We start from the raw sequence: 19,840 nt of genomic DNA, 5'->3' as shown, positions 1-19,840 counted from the left end.
GTATTATCAATGATTCATACGCAATATAGAATGTGTGTATGAATAGAAAACACAATAAATCTTTTAATAAAACACCTATGTTGCTCGCGATGATGATCATCGCAACGGGTCAAGTGGGCGTGAGCATTTACTTACCTTCACTTCCACTTATTAGCGAAGCCCTATCAATTGGACATGCGGATGTTCAGATGCTCGTAACACTGTTTCTGGTTGGTTTCGGACTTTCTCAACTCTTTTATGGTCCTTTGTCCGATGCTATTGGCCGACGTCCGGTGTTTATCCTAGGTCAAGGAGTTTACCTAGTCGGAACACTGCTGTGTATTGCTTTGAATGAACACTTTACCGCGTTAGAAGTAGGTCGATTGCTTCAGGGACTCGGAGCTGGAAGTGCTTCCGTGTTGGGGCGAAGTGTACTTCGTGATAGCTATGACGGAAAACAGCTTACCAAGGCGCTGTCTTATATTTCGGTGACGGCTTCGGTTATGCCTATTATTGCCCCTGTCTTTGGTGGCTGGATTGCGTTTCACTTAAGCTGGGAAGCAGTGTTTGTTTTCGTCTTGGTATATTTGGTCGCTATCTTCACGCTTGGCTGGTTCATTTTGCCGGAAACCTTGCCTTATAAGCCTCGTAAATTCAAAGTGACAGAAGTGATCCATGGCTATTCAAAGTTAATTGTTAACCCTCAAGTGATTGGTAGCGCAAGTTATAACTGGATCAGTTACCTAGGTGCAGTTGTCTCTTTAAGTTTATTCCCATTCTTAATGCAGCATCAGCTTGGTTTAACTGCGGCAGAATATGGAACGATAATGATTATCCCATCAGCAGGTCTTATGATGGGAAGCGTATCGCTCAATATCCTCAACCGGTATTTTTCTAACAACTGGATTTTGTTCCTCGCCATTACCATTATGTCGTTATCGGGTTTGTGGTTGTTAATGACTGAGATGACGGTATTTAACCTTGTGTTCGCTTTTACTTGGCTCACTGTTGCTCAAGGGTTGTCGTTTCCGATTTCCATCGCTTTGTTACTTGGTCCTCATAAAGAAAACGCGGGCGCGGTGTCGGCGTTATCCGGCTCAATTCAAATGGTGATAGCTGGTGTATTTGGTGGGTATTTGGTTGAACGCTGGGTAACAAGCCAAATGACGCTAGGAAGTTTCTATATTGCATCAGCCTTGTTGATGGCAGCCGTTCTTCTAATGAGCCAGATCAGACGCTATGCTGGTGGAACGAAACAAATGGACACTATTGATAGTTAATTGAATTATATCCTAGGTTATTCATCTGACTTACTACCCAGAGTGTCCGCTTGTTAACGTAATCTGACATCGGTGTCGGCTTAATTCGATAAGGGTTAGGCAGCACTACTGCGAGTTGAGCTGCTTGGACTTTACTTAATCTGTTGGCACTGATGCCAAAGTAATATTGACTGGCTGCTTCTACACCATAAATACCGGGGCCAAACTCGATAACGTTCAAATAAACTTCCATAATGCGCTCTTTACCCCAAATGACTTCGAGCAGTAAGGCAATATAAAGTTCATAAGCTTTTCGAATGTAAGTTTGGCTTGGAAATAAGAACACGTTTTTTGCGGTTTGTTGAGTAATGGTACTCGCTCCGCGAGACGGGCTGCCACTCTCTGCCAAAACACCAAAAAGGGCTCCAAAATCCACACCAATATGATGAGGGAAATTCTGATCTTCTGACGCTATTACTGCGAGCGGCATGTTGGGGTTTATCTGAGATAGAGGAACCCATGTCTGGCGGGTTTGCGTTGGATACCCTTCCGGTGGAAATAGGGTACGAGCCACTTTCCATCCCCAAATTGGCGGATTCAGAAACTTAAGGAATACGACTAACAGAATCGGAACGCCGACTAATACCAAAATTAGATTGATGAGCAGCTTCTTTATCATAGGATTCATTAAGTTATTACTCGATTCGATATGGCAACAGTGTAGATTCTATTTGCTTTAGGTGCAAAACATGCTGTGAAGGAATTGATCTATTGATGAGTGCGTTATAGGGTGAACTAATGATGAAATCTGTCGTCAAAACACAAAATCTTACTCGAGAAAGGAAAGAGTATGTTAGTTAGAATTAGGCCTTATCTACTGGCTGCGTGTATTACCATCATCCCTCAAGCTTATGCTTCAGAAGTACCTCAGAAAGATAGTCAAAGTGTTGAAGAAGGAACTGAGGTAGCTAAAGAAAATGACCAAGCAGTTTCTGCTAACGAGAATAGTAGTAAATATGAAGCTACGTTAAACAAATTCAAGCAAGCCGACGCAACGCATCCATTTTTCAAAGATGCGTATGGTTATGCGGTATTTCCAACCGTTGGTAAGGGTGGTTTTGGAATTGGAGGGTCCTACGGTGAAGGGCAAGTGTATCGCCAAGGCATTCACGTTGGTGATTCAACGTTAGCGCAGCTCAGCATTGGACTTCAATTAGGCGCACAGGCCTATAGCGAAATCATTTTCTTCGAAAGCAAAGCCGACTATTACTCTTTTACAAGCGGCAGTTTTGAATTTGGTGCTCAGGCATCTGCTGTTGCTTTAACGGTGGGCGCAAGTGCACAAGCTGGGTCAACAGGTGTTGGGGCACAGGCTGGAGACAACCAAACTAAAGCGAATTACATTAACGGCATGGCAGTATTTACCATGACTAAGGGCGGATTAATGTATGAAGCCTCGATCGGTGGTCAAGGTTTCTCATTTGCACCAAACAATAACTACGACGGTAACTAAGTCCATTATCCCTTTCAGCTTAACTACTGGTTGAAGGGGAACCTCAATTCGCGGTTAGATTCTCCGCCCCTCTCAACATAGCTTCAATCAATTCACCTGCATTGAACTTAACTAGTGCTTCGTGGGCGCCAACTTGATGAGCGCGTTCCGTGCACATTTCGCTTGAAAGCGAGGTGTGTAAGATGCGGTAGGCGTGACTGAGCATTTGGTCATTTTGAACTTCGAAAGCCAGTTCATAACCATCGAGCCCCGGCATTTCAATGTCACTGACTAATATGTCGATGGCATCATTTTGCTTTGCTTTATTGCGCATAAACTCAAGGGCGCTATTGCCGTCTCGACAGATATCGAAAGGAATATTGATATTGTTAAGCGCATCACCTAGCTGTTTGCGTGCGATGGAAGAGTCGTCAACCAGTAGAATGTTAAGTGACTTGATTCTTTCGCGTTGGACGTCGGTTAACATTGGGATCTTGGTATCGGCATACTGTGGGTAGATTTTGGATAGTAGCAGCTCTACGTCTAACAGCTGAACTATATGATCTTCAAATCGAGTGACGCCAGTAACAAATACATTTCTACCTGCACTATCGGGAGCTGGCTCAATGGACTTCCAGTCGCACTCGATGATTTTATCAATATCTCGAACCATAAACGCCACAACGGTTCTCAGGCAATCAGTAACCACTAAATAGGTGTTGTTGTATTCCTCTGGTGCGATAGGTCTAAAACCAATTGCAGCTGCCATATCAATAACGGGGACGGTCAGGCCTCGAATGCTGACAGTGCCAACGACATGTTGATGAGAGTAGGGAATTTGCGTAGTGGGTAAGAAAGGAACGATTTCTCGCACTTTTAGCGTGCCAATGGCAAAACGTTGCTTTTGCAAGTTGAGGGTAAACAGTAACATGCCCTGTGATTGGTTCGCTTTACTGATGCTAGTATTCATTTGAGTTCTTACTCTATAAGCCAATAGATTGATTTTATAAACTTTATTATCAAAAGTTAGTGCGGCCGGGAAAGAAAAAAGTTTAGTCGCTTGAAAAGTAAACGTGATTTGTATCTCATTTTCTATTACACTCTGCGCATTCCATCATCCCATAGACGCTAAAAAGGGTAGACAACTAATGGCAAGAACTGCGGCAGCACTTCACATTTTAGTGAAACATAAAGAACAAGCTGAAGATATCATCAAACAGCTGAAAAAAGGCGCTAAGTTTCAGACTCTTGCTAAAAAGTACTCCACTTGCCCTTCAGGTAAAAAAGGCGGCGACTTAGGTGAATTTCGTAAGGGACAGATGGTGCCTCAATTTGACAAAGTTTGTTTTAGTGGTGAAACGCTTGTTCCCCATTTAGTGAAGACTAAGTTTGGTTGGCATGTCGTCAAGGTTTTGTACCGCACTTAGTTCGCAACACCGCTATTCACTAATAATTAACAGGAAACGTTCCGGCCATGAGCATGAAACAAGAACTACAAAAACTGAATAACCGCCTCGATAAGTGTAATCATAAATTGGCTGGTGCCAAATCGCGTGGCGACAACGAACTGATTTCTCGCTTTACTGATGAAATCGACAAACTGACAAAGAAGATTGCTCAGCTTAAGCACAAGCAGAGCTACGATATGAACAAAGAGCGCAAAAGCTTGCTTGATATGCCGTTTTCTCGTGAGATCACCAAAGCAGAACAGGCGGATATGGGTAAACTGAAAAAGTCGGTAAAAGGCTTGGTCGTAGTGCATCCAATGACGAAGATTGGTAAAGAGCTAAAGCTGAAAGTGATGACAGGTTTTGCTCCAAAAAAATTCTAAGTCTCGATCTAGAATTAACTAACACTAATGGAAAGCGCATCTTTTGATGCGCTTTTTTTTGGATTCTATTCAATGAACTTAATCGATTAAGAAGTTGGTCACACAAAAACTCGAATATCGAAAATTAACTTATTCTATAATTGGTTAAGTTCAGACTTAATCGATTAAGGTGAGGTAATGCAAGGAATCACGACAAGCCAGAGAGCACTTAAGCAGGTAATGGACTCCATCACCTTACCTAAATTGACTAAAAAAGATGAGAAAGAGCTTTATGGAAGATTAGAGCAGCACTTTCCGGCCTTATTTGAGCACTACTACGCTTTGTATGGCACTCGTTATGATTTTTTCCTTTATCTACAGAAACTGGTAGAAATGCTCTGCGCAGGATTCGCATCGCGTTCTCGTAAGCTAAAAAACAAAGATGCGATTCGACTTAAAACACCTAATTGGTTTCGAGATGAAAACGTCCTAGGTATGGCAGTTTATGTCGATTTGTTTGCGGGTGATTTTAAAAAGCTGAAAGAGAAGGTCCCGTATTTTGAGCAACTTGGCATTAATTATGTTCACTTGATGCCTTTGTATTTAGCTCCAGAGGGGAATAGCGACGGTGGTTATGCTGTATCGGATTACCGTAAAGTGGATCCTAAGCTAGGTACAGAGAAGGATCTGAAGTCCCTAGCCAATGCCTTTAACGAAGCTGGAATTGCCCTGGTTTTAGACTTTGTCTTTAACCACACCTCAGATGAACATGCATGGGCGAAGCATGCTCGGTCTGGTGATGAGCAATATCAAGAGTTTTACTATTTTTTCGACGACAAACGGGACGTTGATGAATACAACGCTACGTGTCGAGAGATCTTCCCTTCAGTTAGGCGCGGCAGTTTTACTTGGTTGGAAGATGTAGAAAAATGGGTATGGACGACCTTTAATAGCTTTCAATGGGATTTAAACTACAGTAACCCAGCAGTATTTAACGCAATCACTGATGAAATGCTATTTTTGGCCAACTTAGGTTGTGATGGCCTACGTCTCGATGCATTAGCGTTTATCTGGAAGGAGAAGGGGACTCAATGTGAAAGTTTGCCAAAAGCGCATACTTTGATTCAAGCATTCAACCTCTGCTTACAGATCACAGCTCCATCAGTTTTATTTAAGAGTGAAGCCATCGTTCATCCAGATGAAGTCGCTCAATACATAGATAAAAATGAATGCCAATTGTCCTATAACCCATTGATGATGGCTTTGATGTGGGAAAGTTTGGCAACTAGAGAAACCAAGTTACTCACAGCGTCTTTAAAGAAAAGTTTTGCTATCTCGCCGGACTGCAGTTGGGTGAACTATATACGTTGTCATGACGACATTGGCTGGACTTTCGATGATGCTGTAGCAGATCAGGTAGGTATCAAGGGGCATGACCATCGTCAGTTCCTTAATCAGTTCTATACAGGCAAGTTTGAGGGGGCGTTTGCCAATGGTGTCCCATTCCAAGAAAACCCAGAGACAGGGGATTGTCGAGTTTGTGGATCTTTAGCATCGCTATGCGGTTTGGAGGCAGCGATGCAATCTGGACATCAGCAAGAAATTGAGCTTGCTGTGAAACGAGTTAGATTGCTAAATAGCGTCAATTTGAGCATTGGCGGTGTGCCGTTGATTTATCAAGGTGATGAACTCGGGATGTTCAATGACTATCAATACCTTAACGACCCACACAAAGTTGACGATACTCGTTGGGTTAATCGTCCAGCTATTTCGGAAAAAGACATTGCAATCGCTCAAGACCAATGTGATCCGCGAGGTCGTATTCATCAACAGCTAATAGATATGATTCAGCTTCGTCAATCTCTGCCAGTGTTAGGTGTAGCGGAAACGGAAATTCTAGAGACGTATCGGCCTCATCTTTTTGCTTATATCAGAAAAGCAGCCAATGGTGACCGATTATTGGCTATATGTAACTTCAGTGAACATCGGCAAACCATTCCAACATCCATATGTGATGTTTTGGGTTCAAGAGAGGTGCAAGACGTGCTTAACCAAGAGCGAAAGCCCTATCATCAAAATATCATTTTTGATGCGTATGATATTAAATGGTTGAAAGTATTAGAAAACTAACTCGTACGGTGCTCATTAATCAAAATGACTACAAGCTGTGAGCAAGCTCACGGCTTTATAGTTGGCTTATACACACGCTATCATTTTGTTACAAATACCGACTCTAGCTTCTAAGAATGCGGACAAGTGAACCATTACGATTTTTATATTATAATTTTCAGTCAGTTATATGTTTTCTTTGTCGTGTGAGAGTATCGGCTTTTCCCAAGATTCCGTTGCCTTTTTTAGCTACGCCCAACCTCTCAACCAATAGAAAGTGCCTTGAGGATGAGTTGCTAACTGGTATGAACCTTATAATTTCGTTCATTAGTAGTGAACCCGGTTAAAGGGGATGGACCAATGTCAAAGACAACGAACAACCAAAGCAATGTGATTTTACATGCGTTTGATTGGCCTTATGCGCTGGTGGCTCAGCGAGCAAAAGAAATAAAGGAACTTGGGTATCAGACCGTATTAGTTTCACCGCCAATGAAGTCATTTCGTGACAGTAATGAAGTGAAGTGGTGGCAACTTTATCAACCTCAGGATTATCGAGTTATCGATAACAAGCTTGGAAATACCGAAGACTTCAAAGCAATGATGTTGGAATTGAATGATGTGGGTGTATGGGTCTATATCGATGTGGTTTTCAACCATATGGCCAACGAATCGGCGGCTAGACTGGACTTACAGTATCCAAGCAATAATGACATGCAAAGTTATACCGAGCATCGTGCCTATTTCGAACAGCAAAAGCTATTTGGCGATTTGGATGAAGCACTGTTTGATGAGCATGATTTTGTTGAGGCGTTTGGGATAGAGAATTGGAAAGACCGTTGGGAAGTGCAAAATGGTCGACTGACAGGAGGCCCTCAAGATCCCGGTTTACCTACTCTGCGAACCAGTTCTCATGTTATCAAGCAGCAACAGGCTTATCTTTTAGCAATGAAAAATCTCGGGGTTCGTGGCTTTCGTATAGATGCGGCTAAGCATTTGACCATCGAGCATATAAAGCAGGTATTTACTAAGGAGATAACTCAAGACATGCACGTCTTTGGTGAGATAATTACCGATGGCGGAGCGACGGAAGAAGAGTATGAACTTTTCTTGCAACCTTATTTGAAAGAAACTCGCTTAGCTGCTTATGATTTCCCTTTGTTCAAAACGGTGTATGAGGCGCTCGAATCTAAAAGCGGAAGTTTGACGGCATTAATTGACCCATACTGTTTCGGGCAAGCGCTCACTAACGAGCGCTCAATAACCTTTGCTGTGACACACGACATTCCTAACAATGAAGTATTTAGCAACCTTGTCATGAGTGAAACTAACGAATGGCTTGCGACAGTATACATCTTGACTCGTGATGGTGGGGTACCTCTTATCTATTCTGATCTCGACCCTAGTGGTATCAAAAATACCAACAAGGAGCCGAGATGGGTTGAAGGCTGGAGGGATCAGAAGTTGTCTCATGTGATACGTTTTTGCCACGCAGTTCATGGTGAACCGTTTGAGTTGCTGGAAGCGAATGACGATCTATTAGCGTTTAAGCGCGGTAGAAAGGGGATCGTGCTAATCAACAAATCGACGCGCGCGAAATCAATCAACGTCGACCTTGATGGACAGTATAACTCGATTCTAACTCGACAAGCGGTTGATGGAATAACAGGAAAAATCCACGTAGCGGCTGGATCGGCAGAGTTATTGATAAGCGGTGAATAAAACAAAGCCCTCTGTGCAGAGGGCTTTGGGGTGACTGTTTTATTTGGTGTATCGAGTCAGCAATTCGATGGCGTATTGCATTCTCTCTTGATCAATTTCTTGTTTAGGAAGTAGTCTATTTCTGCCATCTTTCACTTCGTAAAGACCATTACCTTTTAGTGAGAAGATCTTATCTTCGGAGACCACGGCATAGTCACCATAGTCTGCGATAATTGTGTATGGTCGATCAACAAACTGACCATAAAGATCTTCGCCCACAGTGTAATCTTCAAGATCATTGGTGACACCTAGGTAGTTCTTCATTAGCGTTGGAACAAGGTCGAAATGCGTAGTCAGTTTGCCCTTTGGCCACTGATTTGCTGCTTTGTCTACTCCGGCACCTAACATGATGAATGGTACTTTTACCTGAGCTTCAGTGAAGTTACCGTTGTGTCCCCAAAAGTTCTGGCCATTGTCGTTCAGCTCTTCACCGTGATCACCTGTAACGATAATTAGTGTGTCTTCATATGTGCCAGCTTGTTTGAGTTTTTCGACCACTTCTTTGATTTTGCTATCTACAAAGTGTGTGCTGGTTCTGTAGCGGTTAAAAATCGGTTCCGGATCAGAGTCGTTACTGCGAACAAACGGATTGTTTGGTCCCGACATTGGCTCAAATTTTGGCTCATAATCGTCAGGGAAAATGAAACCATGCGGCGCATCAAAGAACAGGAATGAGAAAGTTGGTTTATTACTGTTAACGTCATACCACTTCATCCAATCGTCGACCAGTTCGATGTCACGATCTGCCGCGGTACCTTTACTCTTGCCCCTAATTCGCAAATTTGGAATATGAGCAAATATGGTTCTGTTGAATTCTGGCGATTCAATGTGTGCCGAAGTAAACACACCAATCTCATAGTTGAGCTCTTGCAGTCGGTCCATCAGCACCGTTGGTCGTTGGTTGGCAAGCATCGGATGCCAATAAGGACCAGGCAAACCGTAAAACAGTCCAAACGTACCCATACGCGTCGCATTACCAGAAGAGTAGTGCTTGTCGAATGAAAGTCCCTCTTGAGACATACCATAGACAGTAGGCATATATTTCGGAGTAACAGTATCTGGACGCCAAGAATCAATCAGAATTAGCATGATGTTCTTTGGCTTTTCAGGTCTATCACCAGTGATTGAATGAAGAGGATAGTTTAATCCGCCTTGCATTTTGGGAGCCTTTGCTTGCTTCTTAGCAAGCTCTTCTCGATCAATATAACCATGCTTAATCAAAAATGAGTTGGCGATGGTTGGATAGAAAAGTGGCAAATATTGATTAACGAAAGAAACCGGCTGGTATGCAGTGGCTGCCGCCCAAATGTGAATGCCATGGCTCGCTAATGTGGTTACAAAAAACAGAGGAAGAAATAGCTTACGAAGCTTCTTTGTAAGGCTGAATTGACCAACTTCCATTTTGCCTAATGCCCACCATTGGAAGCAAAATAAAGCGGCAATTCCTGCAACAAGCATTGCCCACGCAGATAGTGGGAATTCAACTATTTGCCCCGACATGACTAATGACAGGACAGGGTAGTTCAAATGGAATCGATAAAACCCAAATACCATGGTGTCTACAAACAAAAATACCAAGGCAATGGTTGCAATAAGCGCTAGTAACGGGCGTTTAGCTTTTAACGGCAGGAAGCATAAAACGAGGCCAACCAGCCAAAACACAAGGGCGAGTAGGCTCATATGGCTGAACAAGCTTGTTACAGCGAATGAGAATTGAACCCCATCAAAAGGGACATCAGGAAAGTACAGGAAGTAGCGAGCGCCTATAAGGGTTGCCAGCAGTGCATTAAGAATCCAAAACTCATAGTAAGGACTTAACTTAGCTTTTAAGTAAGTAAACATGTTCAATAAACCAATAAAATCGATGGCATTTAAAATCGTGATAACGCTAATAAGTGCGTTGTCAAAGAAGCGCGTATTGTATTCGAGTGACTACAAATTTGAAATGAAAACGACATAATGATTGCACATCGTTACAAAGCCCCACGTATTTTGATGGGTGAGGCCCTGTTTGAGGTCGTTTAAGCTAGAGAAATCAGCTTATTAACCAGTTTTTCTATACCACTGTTGGCTTCTGAAATGGTTGTCGCCAGCATATAGGCTGGTGTAGAAATCACGTTGTGTTGTGCGTCGTAAATAATCTCATCTACAGCGCAGTCAACGTGTTGACCTCCTAGGGCTGCAAATCCAGCGGCAGCGTCGGAGTCGTTACCTATTGTTCCTTTGACAGCATTTGGATAAATCAATGGAATAATAGTTGGGGCAATACACAAATAACCTGCTGGCTTCCCAGCTTCGGCAAAGGCACGGCATGCACTTGCTACGTGTGTGTTAATGGAGCATTCTGCGCCCTTAATGGCAAAGTCAGTAAGATTTTTGGCAGCGCCAAAGCCCCCCGGAAGCAGCAGCGCATCAAAATCATTCACATTCAACTTTTCGACATCTTCAATGTTTCCTCTCGCAATACGGGCAGATTCAACAAGTACATTGCGACTCTCTTCCGTCACTTCCCCGGTTAGATGGTTAATGACGTGCAGTTGCTCAACGTTGGGGGCAAAACAGTGCCATGTTGCGTTCGCTTTCTCTATTGCGTGCAGGGCAAGCACAGACTCATGAATCTCGGCGCCATCAAATACGCCTGAGCCACTAAGAATGACGGCTATTTTTTTCATGCTGATCATTTCTCCTTATTATTAAGACACTATGACTTTAGGACAAAGTCAGGCTCTTTGTCTGCTTGCCGTGCCACAGAATGCTAGTTGCTTCAAACACAAAAAAGCCACCCGTTAAGGGTGGCAAAGGGAACCGATAACTAAAATTTGTTATCGTAAGTGGACCTGTTTAAATTGAGTAGAAGAAGTAGAGCTGTGACTTCATTCTCAATATGATGCCTCGAATGACGTCTAAGAAAGCAAGAAAACCTATTGGTTTTTCTCCGCTCACCCAAGCTAGTCCAACGGCACCGACCGGAATGTCATAACCTTCAGTCTCTTGGATTTTCAAGCGCACAAAGTGATGCTTGTTATTAAGATTCTTACCAGTAGTGGTACGTACTGACTGATCAATGGCAAGTAATGTACCTTGCGATTCACCCGTCGCTTCGACAATGCCTTCCACCTCTGCGGCGAAAACATGTCCCGGGTAAACGGATGTAGAGAATTCAGCGGGTTGTCCAGCTTTAATGTTTCGAATAGCTTGGTGATTAACGCGCATCAGTACGTACTTTTCGTTGGTGTACATTTGCAATCGTGGCACTCTCGATAATAATTGTCCTTCACGAAGAATGAAGTTGGTAACAAAGCCATCAGTCGGTGCATAAACTTTGGTGCTGTCGAGGTCCCACTGTGCGCGTTCGACAGATTCCGTAGCGTTTCGTAAATCATTCCTTCTGCTGTCTACAGCAAATTCATATTTACTGATAGAAAGTAGAGCCTTGTTTGCATCTACACGGCGTTTATCAAGTTGTGCCTCGGTAGTCTTTACTTTGTGTTTTGCCACTTCAACAATGCTAATCTGCTTATCTATATCACTTTCAGTGATTGTGTTACTAACCACGGCATTCTGCTCTTGGAAGCGTTTCAGCATTTTTCGTTGTAACGTGTAATCGACCTGAGCAGAACGAAGCTGACTTGCAGTTGTTTCAACACTCTTTTGTGCAGAAAGATAACTAGATTTCGATATTTCGACATCTTGAATTGCGCTATCTAACGCTACTTGTGCTGCATCGTGTTGTATTACCGCTTGGTCTAGTGCGATCTGATAAGGTTTCGGGTCAATCTCATAGATGAGTTGACCTTTCTCAATCTGTTGGTTGGGCTTGATGTGCAACTTAACGACTTTCCCCGTTACATTAGAGGAATCTGGACGAAGCTGAATATGCGGAGCCTGAACTAGAGAGCCACCGGAGAGATCCATCGGGGTATAGTTAATCAACCCCACCCAAACGAACATTAGCCAGCCAACGCCACCAATATACGCGAAGCCTTTAGAAAACTTGTTCCATGGCATACCTATTAACCGCAGTAGGTATATAAACAGAGCCCAAACTGCTAAACCCTCTAACATGTTGTGTTCTCCGTATTATCTTCTTTTCCGTGCCAAATATCTCTAAGTCGAACAATCGCTTTTTCCATGTCTACAAATGCAATGATGACGGCCAATACCCAAACCCAATGCCAGATAAAGCCTATCCATGTGAGAGCGGTGATTAGTCCTAGCTGATGGTGATCTTTGCTGTGTGCTTTATTAATAGGAAGCTCGTGAATACGCCAAAACCCATATACCGCGGCAACGACACTTGCGACTAATACGATTCCTGATACGACGTGTAATGCGGTGTCTGCGCTCGTTCCGACAAATGGGACACTCAGTAGGCTCATTGATTTACCTTATAAGATTTAGAAGAAACGAGAGTCTATTCAACATAGAAATAATCATTTACAAAATGATAGATTTCATCAAGAATCAACATGTTTTGAGGCAATTAGTATCATCTGGTGACGATATGTTTGAGAATGTACACTTTGTAAGAGCTATGGGTATTGCGGGGCTGGTCGGAAACCTGCACAAAACCTATGGTGTAAGACCAGAAGAGTTGGGGATCCCAGCTAAAGCCCTCGAGTTTCCAATGACACTGATCCCAGTTTCAGTTCTCAATCAGTTCTACGAGAACATTGAGTTGATAACAGGAGATCAGGATGCCGTACTTAATCTTGTCAGCCAAATGTCGATTGATAGACTAGGTTCTATGAGTCGCTGGTTTTTCTCGGGTCATGATCTTGCCTCGACCATTCGTCGAATTAATTTTGGTATTACTTGTATTCAATCTGGGGCTTTTCTCAGTGGCGAAGTAGTGGGTCCAATTGTTAAGTGGACGTATTACAACAGCTCAATTTCTGCAGCCGCGAAAGCCGATGATGGTGTCAGAGTTGCAAACTTCATGTGTAATGTATTGAAGCGCTATCTGGGGGAAGAGTTTGTTCCTGATCGTGTTTGTATATCAGGTACCAAGGCAAATCGGATTAAATACGAGGCCTATTTTGGTTGTCCAATCGAATGGGGGCATAATCAAACAGAGGTTTGGTTACCTAACAAGCTGCGATTACAAGGTAACAAGATACCGTCATTAGCCGCAGAAAAGCTTTCTATGAGTTTTGCAGATCTCGATAACTATTTGAACATGCCAGACTCTCAAGATCATATGAAAGTGTTGTATGAGGTGGTGAATTATTCGCGACATTTTGGGATTCCAACATTAGCAAAGGTGTCGGAATTGTTGGGCCTGTCGGAGCAGCAGTTACAAAGACGGTTACAAGCGTCGGGGTTAAACTTTACCTCAGTGGTCGGATTCGTTCTATCCGGGGAGGCGGTGAAGCAAATTGTGCTAGGCACACCTATGGAACAAATTGCTGAGAGCCTAGGTTATACCAACATGACCAGTTTTAGCCGTATGTTTAAGAAATACCGAGGTATTACTCCAAAACAGTACCTAAACAACTATCTTTCTGCTTACTAATCTGAGTTTTTAAGTTTCATCTAGTGAATACTCAGGCGAAAACGACTTTATTGCGTCCTTCAGATTTGGCTTGATAAAGGTGCTTATCAGCAATATCGAGCTTGTTACGCCAGTGCCTTTGGTAGTTTGCAGGACTTAACAAGGTTGCGCCAATAGATGCCGTCACCGTCAATCGACCTTCGTCAAAATATAGGTTGGTCGTTTCAACGGTGGTTCGAAGCCTAGTTAGACGCTCTTGCAGTTGAGCAAGAGTATCTGCACGGACAATGATAAGAAACTCTTCACCACCCCAACGTGCTAATAGGTCGTCATTTAACAAGACGCTGTTGAGCGTTTGAGCAACTTCTTGTAGGACAATATCCCCAGCCGCGTGGCCTAATTTGTCGTTGATATCTTTAAAATGGTCTATGTCAATTAAACCGATAGCAATATGCCCTTTGCCAGGTAGAGCTCTATCACCACTAAGATAATGCTCGGCAAACCGGCGGTTTGGTATGCGCGTTAGTGAGTCCAGCATGCTTTGCTCGCGCAACGAATGATTGGTCGACAACAAGGAAATGTTTTGTTGTTGAAGTGTATTCTTGCTTTTAAACAGCAGCAAAAAGCCAAACATACCTGCCACAAAAATGGCCGCCCACATTTTTTCCTTAGACTCTTGGTAATCGATGCGAGTTTGCTTGAGTTTGTTCTCCGTATGAAGTTGGGTGATTTTATGCTGCTGTTCGGAATCAGCATGCACTTGCTCTAGTTCAAATAGTGCTTTTTGCCGTCTATCGAAAAGTAGGGTCTCATTTTCTTCTTGATAAAGCCGAGCATACTTATACGCGGCATCAAAGTGCTGCTGACTAGCATAAAAGTTAGCAAGCTGGTTGTATGCTTTCACCGTATTAAGGGGATCTTTGAGAGCTATAAATTGATCTTTGGCACTAAGCAATAGCGACTCCGCTTTGCTACTGCTCCCAAGGAAACTCAGTGCCCGTCCAAGGTGTGTAATACAATGAGGAATTTGGGTTTTTATCTGATACTTTTCAGCTAGAGATAAGCACTCTTGAGCGAACCATTCAGCTTGTCGGTAGTGCCCTTTTTCAAGTGAGTTATATGCCTTATTGCTTTTAACATTGGCGATCAGCCTAACATCACCGAGCTGATCTGCCTTTAGTTCTGCTAAGTCAAGATACTCTGACCGTTCACTCAGGCTACCAATATTACCAGCGATGATAGATCGATTGAGGGCGAGTATCGCCTCTTGTTCTAATTGCGGTTGATGACTCTTCTGCAGCCAAAAATAGCCCTCTTGATTGTATTCAAGTGCTTTATCCCATTCTTCTAAGTCGGCATAGATTAAAGAGATGTTGGAAATAACTTTAACGACATACGCGGCGTCACCAATACTACGGAAAATCTCCAATGCTGCTGTATAGCTTTTTTTGGCTTGTAACTGTCTATTTTGACTGGAGTGGATGACAGCGATGAGATTGTGTGTCCTTGCTTCAAGGTGCAAGTAATGCAGCTTTTTGGCGGCCAGCAGTGCGCGGTTTGCTCGTTGTAAAGCGACATCATAGCGACCATCGGTAATATCAAAGGTCGCTAACCACATATCACTCTCTGCCACTATCCAAGGCACATTTCTTTCGATGCCGACTTGTTGCATGGCATCTAATGCTTTACGTGCTTCCAAGGGACGTTTGTGTGCCCGATGATGTTTGAATTTGCCAAGGTAATAGTAATAGCTTGCAATCGGATCGTGTCCAATCTTCGCGCTTCGTTGAAGCTGCGCTAAGAGCTCGACTCCATGACTAAAACTTGAGTAACGTACTGCATTCAAGGCAAGTACCGTTTCTTTGTAGGGTTTGTCTTCTATGAGCGCGAGGGGGGAAAATTGGGCATAAACGGCCCTAGAGCTTAACGCAAACAGAATAATGGTGAACAAGAAACACAGTCGGGTAGCTATTAGCACTGATAGGTTAACAAGAAATAATTGGTATGTCGTATTGTAAATGTTTAAATTATCATCGTCAAATTATCATTTTTGGAACTGATATCAACAAAAATGTCTATTCTGGAGAGCTATGTGATTATAAAAGAAACAGTTGATTTGTAGCTAGGAGTCAGGTTTCATTACTAAATCAATAGATTTCACAAGCTCTTGGAAATGAGGGTTGAAGGTTAACCGTGCATGGATTTTGTTTGGTTCTTGATAACCATAAGCGGAATACCATACCTGATGGCCTGACTGGCAGTTTGCATAGTCAATGTCACGTTGACCGTTATCACAAATGGTGATCGTACCACTCTGCCCATAATAAGGATTGTTAGGGCTGAATAGCATACCCATATGAGAGCCGTTGGAAACGCGATATTCAGGCAAAACCATCGTTTGACTCACAATTCTCTGACCGTGAGGAGAGTGTTCTCCTTGCCAAATAAGTCTGCTTTCAGCATGGATAAACTGGTTTTGGAATGCTTGGGAGGCCGCGGTGGTATCGACAACACTATCGGCTTCACTCAACACCATTAACGTTGGCTTGACGAAAGAATGAGTCGCGAGGTTATCTTGTACGACTTTTGCCGTTTGGTAGTAGACGGCTGCGCCATTCATAGGCAGCGAATTGTAGCGTAGTACATTGTTCTCTGGGTCTTGGTCAGCCCAGTCTATGAAGTAACTTGCAAAGCGCGCGTATTTGACTGCTTCCGATTTGGGTTGGAATGCTGGAGAGAAGAGCAACAGCCCAGAGACACGATCATCATTCAGTGCATAGGAAGTCACAAGATTAGCGCCGGTAGAGTATCCGCCTAGCCAAACGTTAGCGTATTCTTTAAGCAGTAGCTGAGTATGGTGCGAAACGATATTTTCCCAGTCAGAGTAGCTAGGCAGCAGCAAATCACCGGCCTTACTGCCATGCCCGGGAAGTAAAATTGCTCTAACTAAATAGCCTTGCTTAACTAAATGTTCCGCAATGTCGTGAAATGAGTAGGGTGAGTCACCAAGTCCGTGTACTAACAATATGGCTTGACCATTAGGGAAGTCAGGCACTAGCTCAAAGGGACTATTGAGCACGATCTCTTGTTGATGATCGTCAGATTTGAATGCACGGTTTTCAGCAAGCCATCGTTGAGTATCTTGGATGTATTGCTCAAACGAAGCTTGCTGATAGGCAGGGAGTGCCTTTGCTTTTTGGTATTCAGGGTTAGTGTTCTTGGCAGAACAACCAAATACACCTGCTGTGATGAATACAGAAATATAGAAGACAAGCGCGACCAGTTTTCTTTTATGTCGCGAACGTATTTCGCGAATAGCAGAACTACTTGGACGAGACTTCTTCATATTCACCTTCTATTGTATTGCCTTGCATATTTTGGCGCTGTTGAGCTAACTCTTTGTCGAGCTCTTTCTTAATACGATTACCTGTGACATATGCAGCAATGGTAAGTGGAATTGCCATGATCAAACTGAACATCATCGCAACAAAGCCAATAAATACGGCGCTAACGGTTAGGAGTGCTTTTTTCATAATGACCTCTCTTGATAAACAGCGTCGGAAAATGGATGAGTCTTTATGTGCATCGCTCCTTGATGGTTAGATAATAGAGCAATCAATATGAACCAAACATGAACGCTAGTTCACAATTGCGTTCATGTTTGAATACTTTTAATCACCTAAAGGTTGGCGATCACTGCCTGTGCGGTGAGTATCTAGAGCGAGTTTGAGGCGACGTAAGCGGTCACGAGAGCGACGCTTGTGATTGACGGCAAGCTCCATCGACAATACGTCAACCAGAGCTAACATAGCGTAGCGAGACGCCGACGGTTTGTAGATGAAGTCGGTTTCTTTGTGAATAATGGGAAGAACAATATCACTGAGCTTTGCTAAAGGTGAGTCAGCAGGGGTTATGGCTATCACTCTAATCCCGTATTGCTGAGCAATTTCTGCGGTTTCGACGATAACAGGGGTATGCCCCGTTGCGGAGATGACCACCATGACATCGTTAGCGTCTGCAGTAGCAGCTACCATTCTAGTAAGCAGACCATCGTTGTATGAGACTACAGGGTAACCTAGTCTAAATAAACGATGTTGAAGCTCTTGCGAGGTAATTGTCGAACCGCCACCCACACCCACTGCGATAATTTGTCTAGCTGAGTGTAGCATGGTAACAGCTTGGCTAATATCGGCTTCATTGATTAGGGCACGGTTGATATCCAACGCCTGTTTGATCGATTCGTAAATGCCTTGGTGGCTTGTTTGGTCGGGCGGTTCAATGATAAAGCGCTGCCCAACGGCGAGTGATTGCGCCAGTTTGATCTTAAGATCTCTAACATTAAGACAACCTACAGCCTTAGCAAATCGCGTAATAGTCGCTTCACTAACGCTTGCTTGCTGTGCAAGTTCAGTAATACTCGCGTTGGCGGCAGAATGTATGTCGTCGGTAATTAAATCTGCCACTTTCTTTTCAGCATCACGAAGCGCGCTGTAGCGCTCCGTGATCTGAGATATGATGTCTACTTCTACGGTCAAAACTTTCCCTCTAAAAAGCCGTTTCTACCCATTGCTCAATGTTATGTTCATCGTCGCTGATCGCGAGAAGACGCCATTTATCAAACGTAAGACATGGGTGTGACGTTGAGAACGCAATCATATCACCAACTTGAAGTGACGACTCCGGTGGAATGGCCAAAAATGTGTGTTGGTCCATAACATCAGTAGCGATGATCTTGCTTTCTTTGATTTGAGCACCTGCACGGTAGATACGTTCTGGGATCGGCAGTCCCGCATCGAAGGCGACGTCCCTCTTACCGAGTCCTACGATCGCTTTGGTCGGTTCTGGTCTAGAAATTACATATGCCCATACTTCGAGCGAAGAGGTTAGGTCACCACCCAACTCACAAGCATAACCGCCATTTTTAACGGCTCTGGCCATGACTTTATCTTGGGCGTCAAGATAGATCCCTGTGTCATGAATAACATAGCAACCTGGTCGAATAACAGCCTGAAAGTCATTCAAATGAGCGAAGGTTTCTGCCACAACGTCATACCATGCGGATCCGGCTCCGGTGATAATAGGCTTGTTAGGCAGTAACTCCTGACTGATGAGGTCGCGTCCAAGTTCAATAGTGTCTGTTAAGAAAGCCCTAACGAGAGACTCTTCATCTCCACCATGAATGACCCCCTCGTAGACCTCGATTCCGACCAAAGAGACATGAGGCAAAGTACTAATATGTTTAGCAAGTTCGACTACCTCTCGTCTTGTTCTGCAACCGCAGCGACCTCCAGCAACACCGTATTCAATTAACACTTCAATGTTTGCATCCATGCTTGAAAAGAAATGCTCCAATTGGTCAGCATTAATGGCTGAATCTACGCATACGATGACTCTAGCTTGAGTCTCTTTCTTAATACGAGCCACCATTGCCATATTGGCTTTACCAACCAGTTGGTTAGCTATCATGATATTTTTTAACCCTGCGCTAGCCGCTGTTTCTGCTTGTGGTGCTGTCGCTACTGTTATCCCCCATGCACCTTTTTGCTTTTGCATGGCGAAAAAGTCTGGTGTCATGGTGGTTTTTCCATGGGGACAAAGCAAAACACCATGGTAGTTAGCAAAAGCTTGCATCCAGTCCATGTTATTCAGCAATGCTTGTTTGTTAATAACTGCTACGGGTAGGCTAATTTCTTCATCAATAAGGCTGTATTTTGCCTTAAGTTCAGCCGTCACTGGTACTCCTTTCATTCCTCTGCCAAATGGTACCGTGGCATTTTTTTGTTTGTTTCTATCATTTTCTTTTAAATCTATCATTGATAAATCTCTTTCTAACATGACTTAAGTTATTGATATTTAATGTTTGATAATAACTATGATAATTAACATGTTAGAAACTATCAAACTTTATGAGTGAAAATGTGTAATTAGTCACTGTGTTT

General features: G+C 43.3%; 18 protein-coding genes. 7 read left to right on the top strand and 11 right to left on the bottom strand.

The window, feature by feature from the left end; translation table 11 throughout:
* Positions 1-38: 38 nt before the first annotated feature.
* Positions 39-1,259 (top strand): multidrug effflux MFS transporter, encoded by a 1,221-nt coding sequence (locus tag VME0621_RS03380; RefSeq protein ID WP_062455662.1) that lies wholly within the window; start codon positions 39-41, stop codon positions 1,257-1,259.
* Here the strand turns inward: VME0621_RS03380 and mtgA are convergent.
* Positions 1,246-1,926, bottom strand: a complete 681-nt coding sequence (gene mtgA / locus VME0621_RS03375; protein ID WP_062455659.1) for a monofunctional biosynthetic peptidoglycan transglycosylase — start codon at positions 1,924-1,926, stop codon at positions 1,246-1,248. The genes VME0621_RS03380 and mtgA overlap by 14 nt on opposite strands.
* A gap of 162 nt (positions 1,927-2,088) precedes the next feature.
* On the opposite strand from mtgA, the gene VME0621_RS03370 reads away from it, so the two are divergent.
* Entirely contained in the window at positions 2,089-2,751 is a 663-nt protein-coding gene (locus VME0621_RS03370) for a lipid-binding SYLF domain-containing protein (RefSeq protein ID WP_062455656.1), read from the top strand.
* A gap of 43 nt (positions 2,752-2,794) precedes the next feature.
* Here VME0621_RS03370 and VME0621_RS03365 read toward each other — a convergent pair whose 3' ends face one another.
* Positions 2,795-3,700, bottom strand: coding sequence for a chemotaxis protein (locus VME0621_RS03365; RefSeq protein WP_038224982.1), 906 nt, complete (start codon positions 3,698-3,700; stop codon positions 2,795-2,797).
* Positions 3,701-3,878: 178 nt separating this feature from the next.
* Here VME0621_RS03365 and ppiC point away from each other — a divergent pair, with 178 nt between their 5' ends.
* The 4 genes from ppiC to VME0621_RS03345 all read left to right on the top strand — a co-directional run bounded on the left by ppiC (position 3,879) and on the right by VME0621_RS03345 (position 8,368).
* Complete coding sequence (gene ppiC / locus VME0621_RS03360; protein WP_004737764.1) at positions 3,879-4,157, top strand: peptidylprolyl isomerase PpiC; 279 nt, start codon at positions 3,879-3,881, stop codon at positions 4,155-4,157.
* A gap of 47 nt (positions 4,158-4,204) precedes the next feature.
* Positions 4,205-4,561, top strand: a complete 357-nt coding sequence (locus tag VME0621_RS03355; RefSeq protein ID WP_006069097.1) for a YibL family ribosome-associated protein — start codon at positions 4,205-4,207, stop codon at positions 4,559-4,561.
* A gap of 177 nt (positions 4,562-4,738) precedes the next feature.
* A complete protein-coding gene (locus VME0621_RS03350; protein WP_062455652.1) occupies positions 4,739-6,670 on the top strand; it encodes an alpha-amylase family protein in 1,932 nt (643 codons plus the stop codon).
* Positions 6,671-7,009: 339 nt separating this feature from the next.
* On the top strand, positions 7,010-8,368 hold the full coding sequence (locus VME0621_RS03345) for an alpha-amylase family protein (protein ID WP_038226413.1): 1,359 nt from the start codon (positions 7,010-7,012) through the stop codon (positions 8,366-8,368).
* 39 nt (positions 8,369-8,407) lie between these two features.
* Here the strand turns inward: VME0621_RS03345 and VME0621_RS03340 are convergent, their stop codons facing one another.
* The 4 genes from VME0621_RS03340 to VME0621_RS03325 all read right to left on the bottom strand — a co-directional run bounded on the left by VME0621_RS03340 (position 8,408) and on the right by VME0621_RS03325 (position 12,786).
* Entirely contained in the window at positions 8,408-10,249 is a 1,842-nt protein-coding gene (locus VME0621_RS03340) for a DUF3413 domain-containing protein (protein ID WP_062455649.1), read from the bottom strand.
* 179 nt (positions 10,250-10,428) lie between these two features.
* Complete coding sequence (gene elbB, locus VME0621_RS03335; RefSeq protein ID WP_038226415.1) at positions 10,429-11,079, bottom strand: isoprenoid biosynthesis glyoxalase ElbB; 651 nt, start codon at positions 11,077-11,079, stop codon at positions 10,429-10,431.
* A 169-nt stretch (positions 11,080-11,248) separates the two neighbouring features.
* Positions 11,249-12,472 (bottom strand): HlyD family secretion protein, encoded by a 1,224-nt coding sequence (locus VME0621_RS03330; protein ID WP_062455646.1) that lies wholly within the window; start codon positions 12,470-12,472, stop codon positions 11,249-11,251.
* Positions 12,466-12,786 carry a hypothetical protein gene (locus VME0621_RS03325; RefSeq protein WP_031493189.1) on the bottom strand — a complete coding sequence of 107 codons (321 nt, stop codon included), beginning with the start codon at positions 12,784-12,786 and terminating at the stop codon, positions 12,466-12,468. The genes VME0621_RS03330 and VME0621_RS03325 overlap by 7 nt, the downstream gene beginning before the upstream one ends.
* A 125-nt stretch (positions 12,787-12,911) precedes the next feature.
* Between VME0621_RS03325 and VME0621_RS03320 the strand changes: the two genes are divergently transcribed.
* Complete coding sequence (locus tag VME0621_RS03320; RefSeq protein ID WP_062456523.1) at positions 12,912-13,922, top strand: AraC family transcriptional regulator; 1,011 nt, start codon at positions 12,912-12,914, stop codon at positions 13,920-13,922.
* Positions 13,923-13,953: 31 nt separating this feature from the next.
* On the opposite strand, the gene VME0621_RS03315 is transcribed toward VME0621_RS03320, so the two are convergent.
* From VME0621_RS03315 to VME0621_RS03295, 5 genes are all read right to left on the bottom strand, one after another.
* A complete protein-coding gene (locus tag VME0621_RS03315) occupies positions 13,954-15,852 on the bottom strand; it encodes a tetratricopeptide repeat-containing diguanylate cyclase (RefSeq protein WP_146158999.1) in 1,899 nt (632 codons plus the stop codon).
* 171 nt (positions 15,853-16,023) lie between these two features.
* Positions 16,024-17,247 (bottom strand): alpha/beta hydrolase, encoded by a 1,224-nt coding sequence (locus VME0621_RS03310; protein ID WP_062455641.1) that lies wholly within the window; start codon positions 17,245-17,247, stop codon positions 16,024-16,026.
* The gene (locus VME0621_RS03305; protein ID WP_006069087.1) at positions 17,225-17,434 is read right to left on the bottom strand and encodes a hypothetical protein; all 210 of its coding nucleotides are present in this window, start codon (positions 17,432-17,434) and stop codon (positions 17,225-17,227) included. The genes VME0621_RS03310 and VME0621_RS03305 overlap by 23 nt, the downstream gene beginning before the upstream one ends.
* Positions 17,435-17,572: 138 nt before the next feature.
* A complete protein-coding gene (locus VME0621_RS03300; protein WP_038226420.1) occupies positions 17,573-18,436 on the bottom strand; it encodes a MurR/RpiR family transcriptional regulator in 864 nt (287 codons plus the stop codon).
* 10 nt (positions 18,437-18,446) lie between these two features.
* Positions 18,447-19,715, bottom strand: a complete 1,269-nt coding sequence (locus VME0621_RS03295; protein ID WP_062455638.1) for an amino acid deaminase — start codon at positions 19,713-19,715, stop codon at positions 18,447-18,449.
* Positions 19,716-19,840: the final 125 nt, after the last annotated feature.

Source organism: Vibrio mediterranei, from assembly GCF_900088415.1.
GTDB lineage: Bacteria > Pseudomonadota > Gammaproteobacteria > Enterobacterales > Vibrionaceae > Vibrio > Vibrio mediterranei.
Note: the sequence above shows the minus strand (reverse complement) of the source record. Positions and strands in the feature narration are given on the sequence as shown.

Coding starts and splice junctions, on each gene's coding strand:
- VME0621_RS03295 (WP_062455638.1), bottom strand. CDS start 19,715: ATGATAGATTTAAAAGAAAATGATAGAAACAAACAAAAAAATGCCACG.
- VME0621_RS03320 (WP_062456523.1), top strand. CDS start 12,912: ATGTTTGAGAATGTACACTTTGTAAGAGCTATGGGTATTGCGGGGCTG.
- VME0621_RS03350 (WP_062455652.1), top strand. CDS start 4,739: ATGCAAGGAATCACGACAAGCCAGAGAGCACTTAAGCAGGTAATGGAC.
- ppiC (WP_004737764.1), top strand. CDS start 3,879: ATGGCAAGAACTGCGGCAGCACTTCACATTTTAGTGAAACATAAAGAA.
- VME0621_RS03380 (WP_062455662.1), top strand. CDS start 39: ATGAATAGAAAACACAATAAATCTTTTAATAAAACACCTATGTTGCTC.
- VME0621_RS03345 (WP_038226413.1), top strand. CDS start 7,010: ATGTCAAAGACAACGAACAACCAAAGCAATGTGATTTTACATGCGTTT.
- VME0621_RS03310 (WP_062455641.1), bottom strand. CDS start 17,247: ATGAAGAAGTCTCGTCCAAGTAGTTCTGCTATTCGCGAAATACGTTCG.
- VME0621_RS03305 (WP_006069087.1), bottom strand. CDS start 17,434: ATGAAAAAAGCACTCCTAACCGTTAGCGCCGTATTTATTGGCTTTGTT.
- VME0621_RS03340 (WP_062455649.1), bottom strand. CDS start 10,249: ATGTTTACTTACTTAAAAGCTAAGTTAAGTCCTTACTATGAGTTTTGG.
- VME0621_RS03355 (WP_006069097.1), top strand. CDS start 4,205: ATGAGCATGAAACAAGAACTACAAAAACTGAATAACCGCCTCGATAAG.
- VME0621_RS03325 (WP_031493189.1), bottom strand. CDS start 12,786: ATGAGCCTACTGAGTGTCCCATTTGTCGGAACGAGCGCAGACACCGCA.
- mtgA (WP_062455659.1), bottom strand. CDS start 1,926: ATGAATCCTATGATAAAGAAGCTGCTCATCAATCTAATTTTGGTATTA.
- VME0621_RS03370 (WP_062455656.1), top strand. CDS start 2,089: ATGTTAGTTAGAATTAGGCCTTATCTACTGGCTGCGTGTATTACCATC.
- VME0621_RS03330 (WP_062455646.1), bottom strand. CDS start 12,472: ATGTTAGAGGGTTTAGCAGTTTGGGCTCTGTTTATATACCTACTGCGG.
- VME0621_RS03365 (WP_038224982.1), bottom strand. CDS start 3,700: ATGAATACTAGCATCAGTAAAGCGAACCAATCACAGGGCATGTTACTG.
- elbB (WP_038226415.1), bottom strand. CDS start 11,079: ATGAAAAAAATAGCCGTCATTCTTAGTGGCTCAGGCGTATTTGATGGC.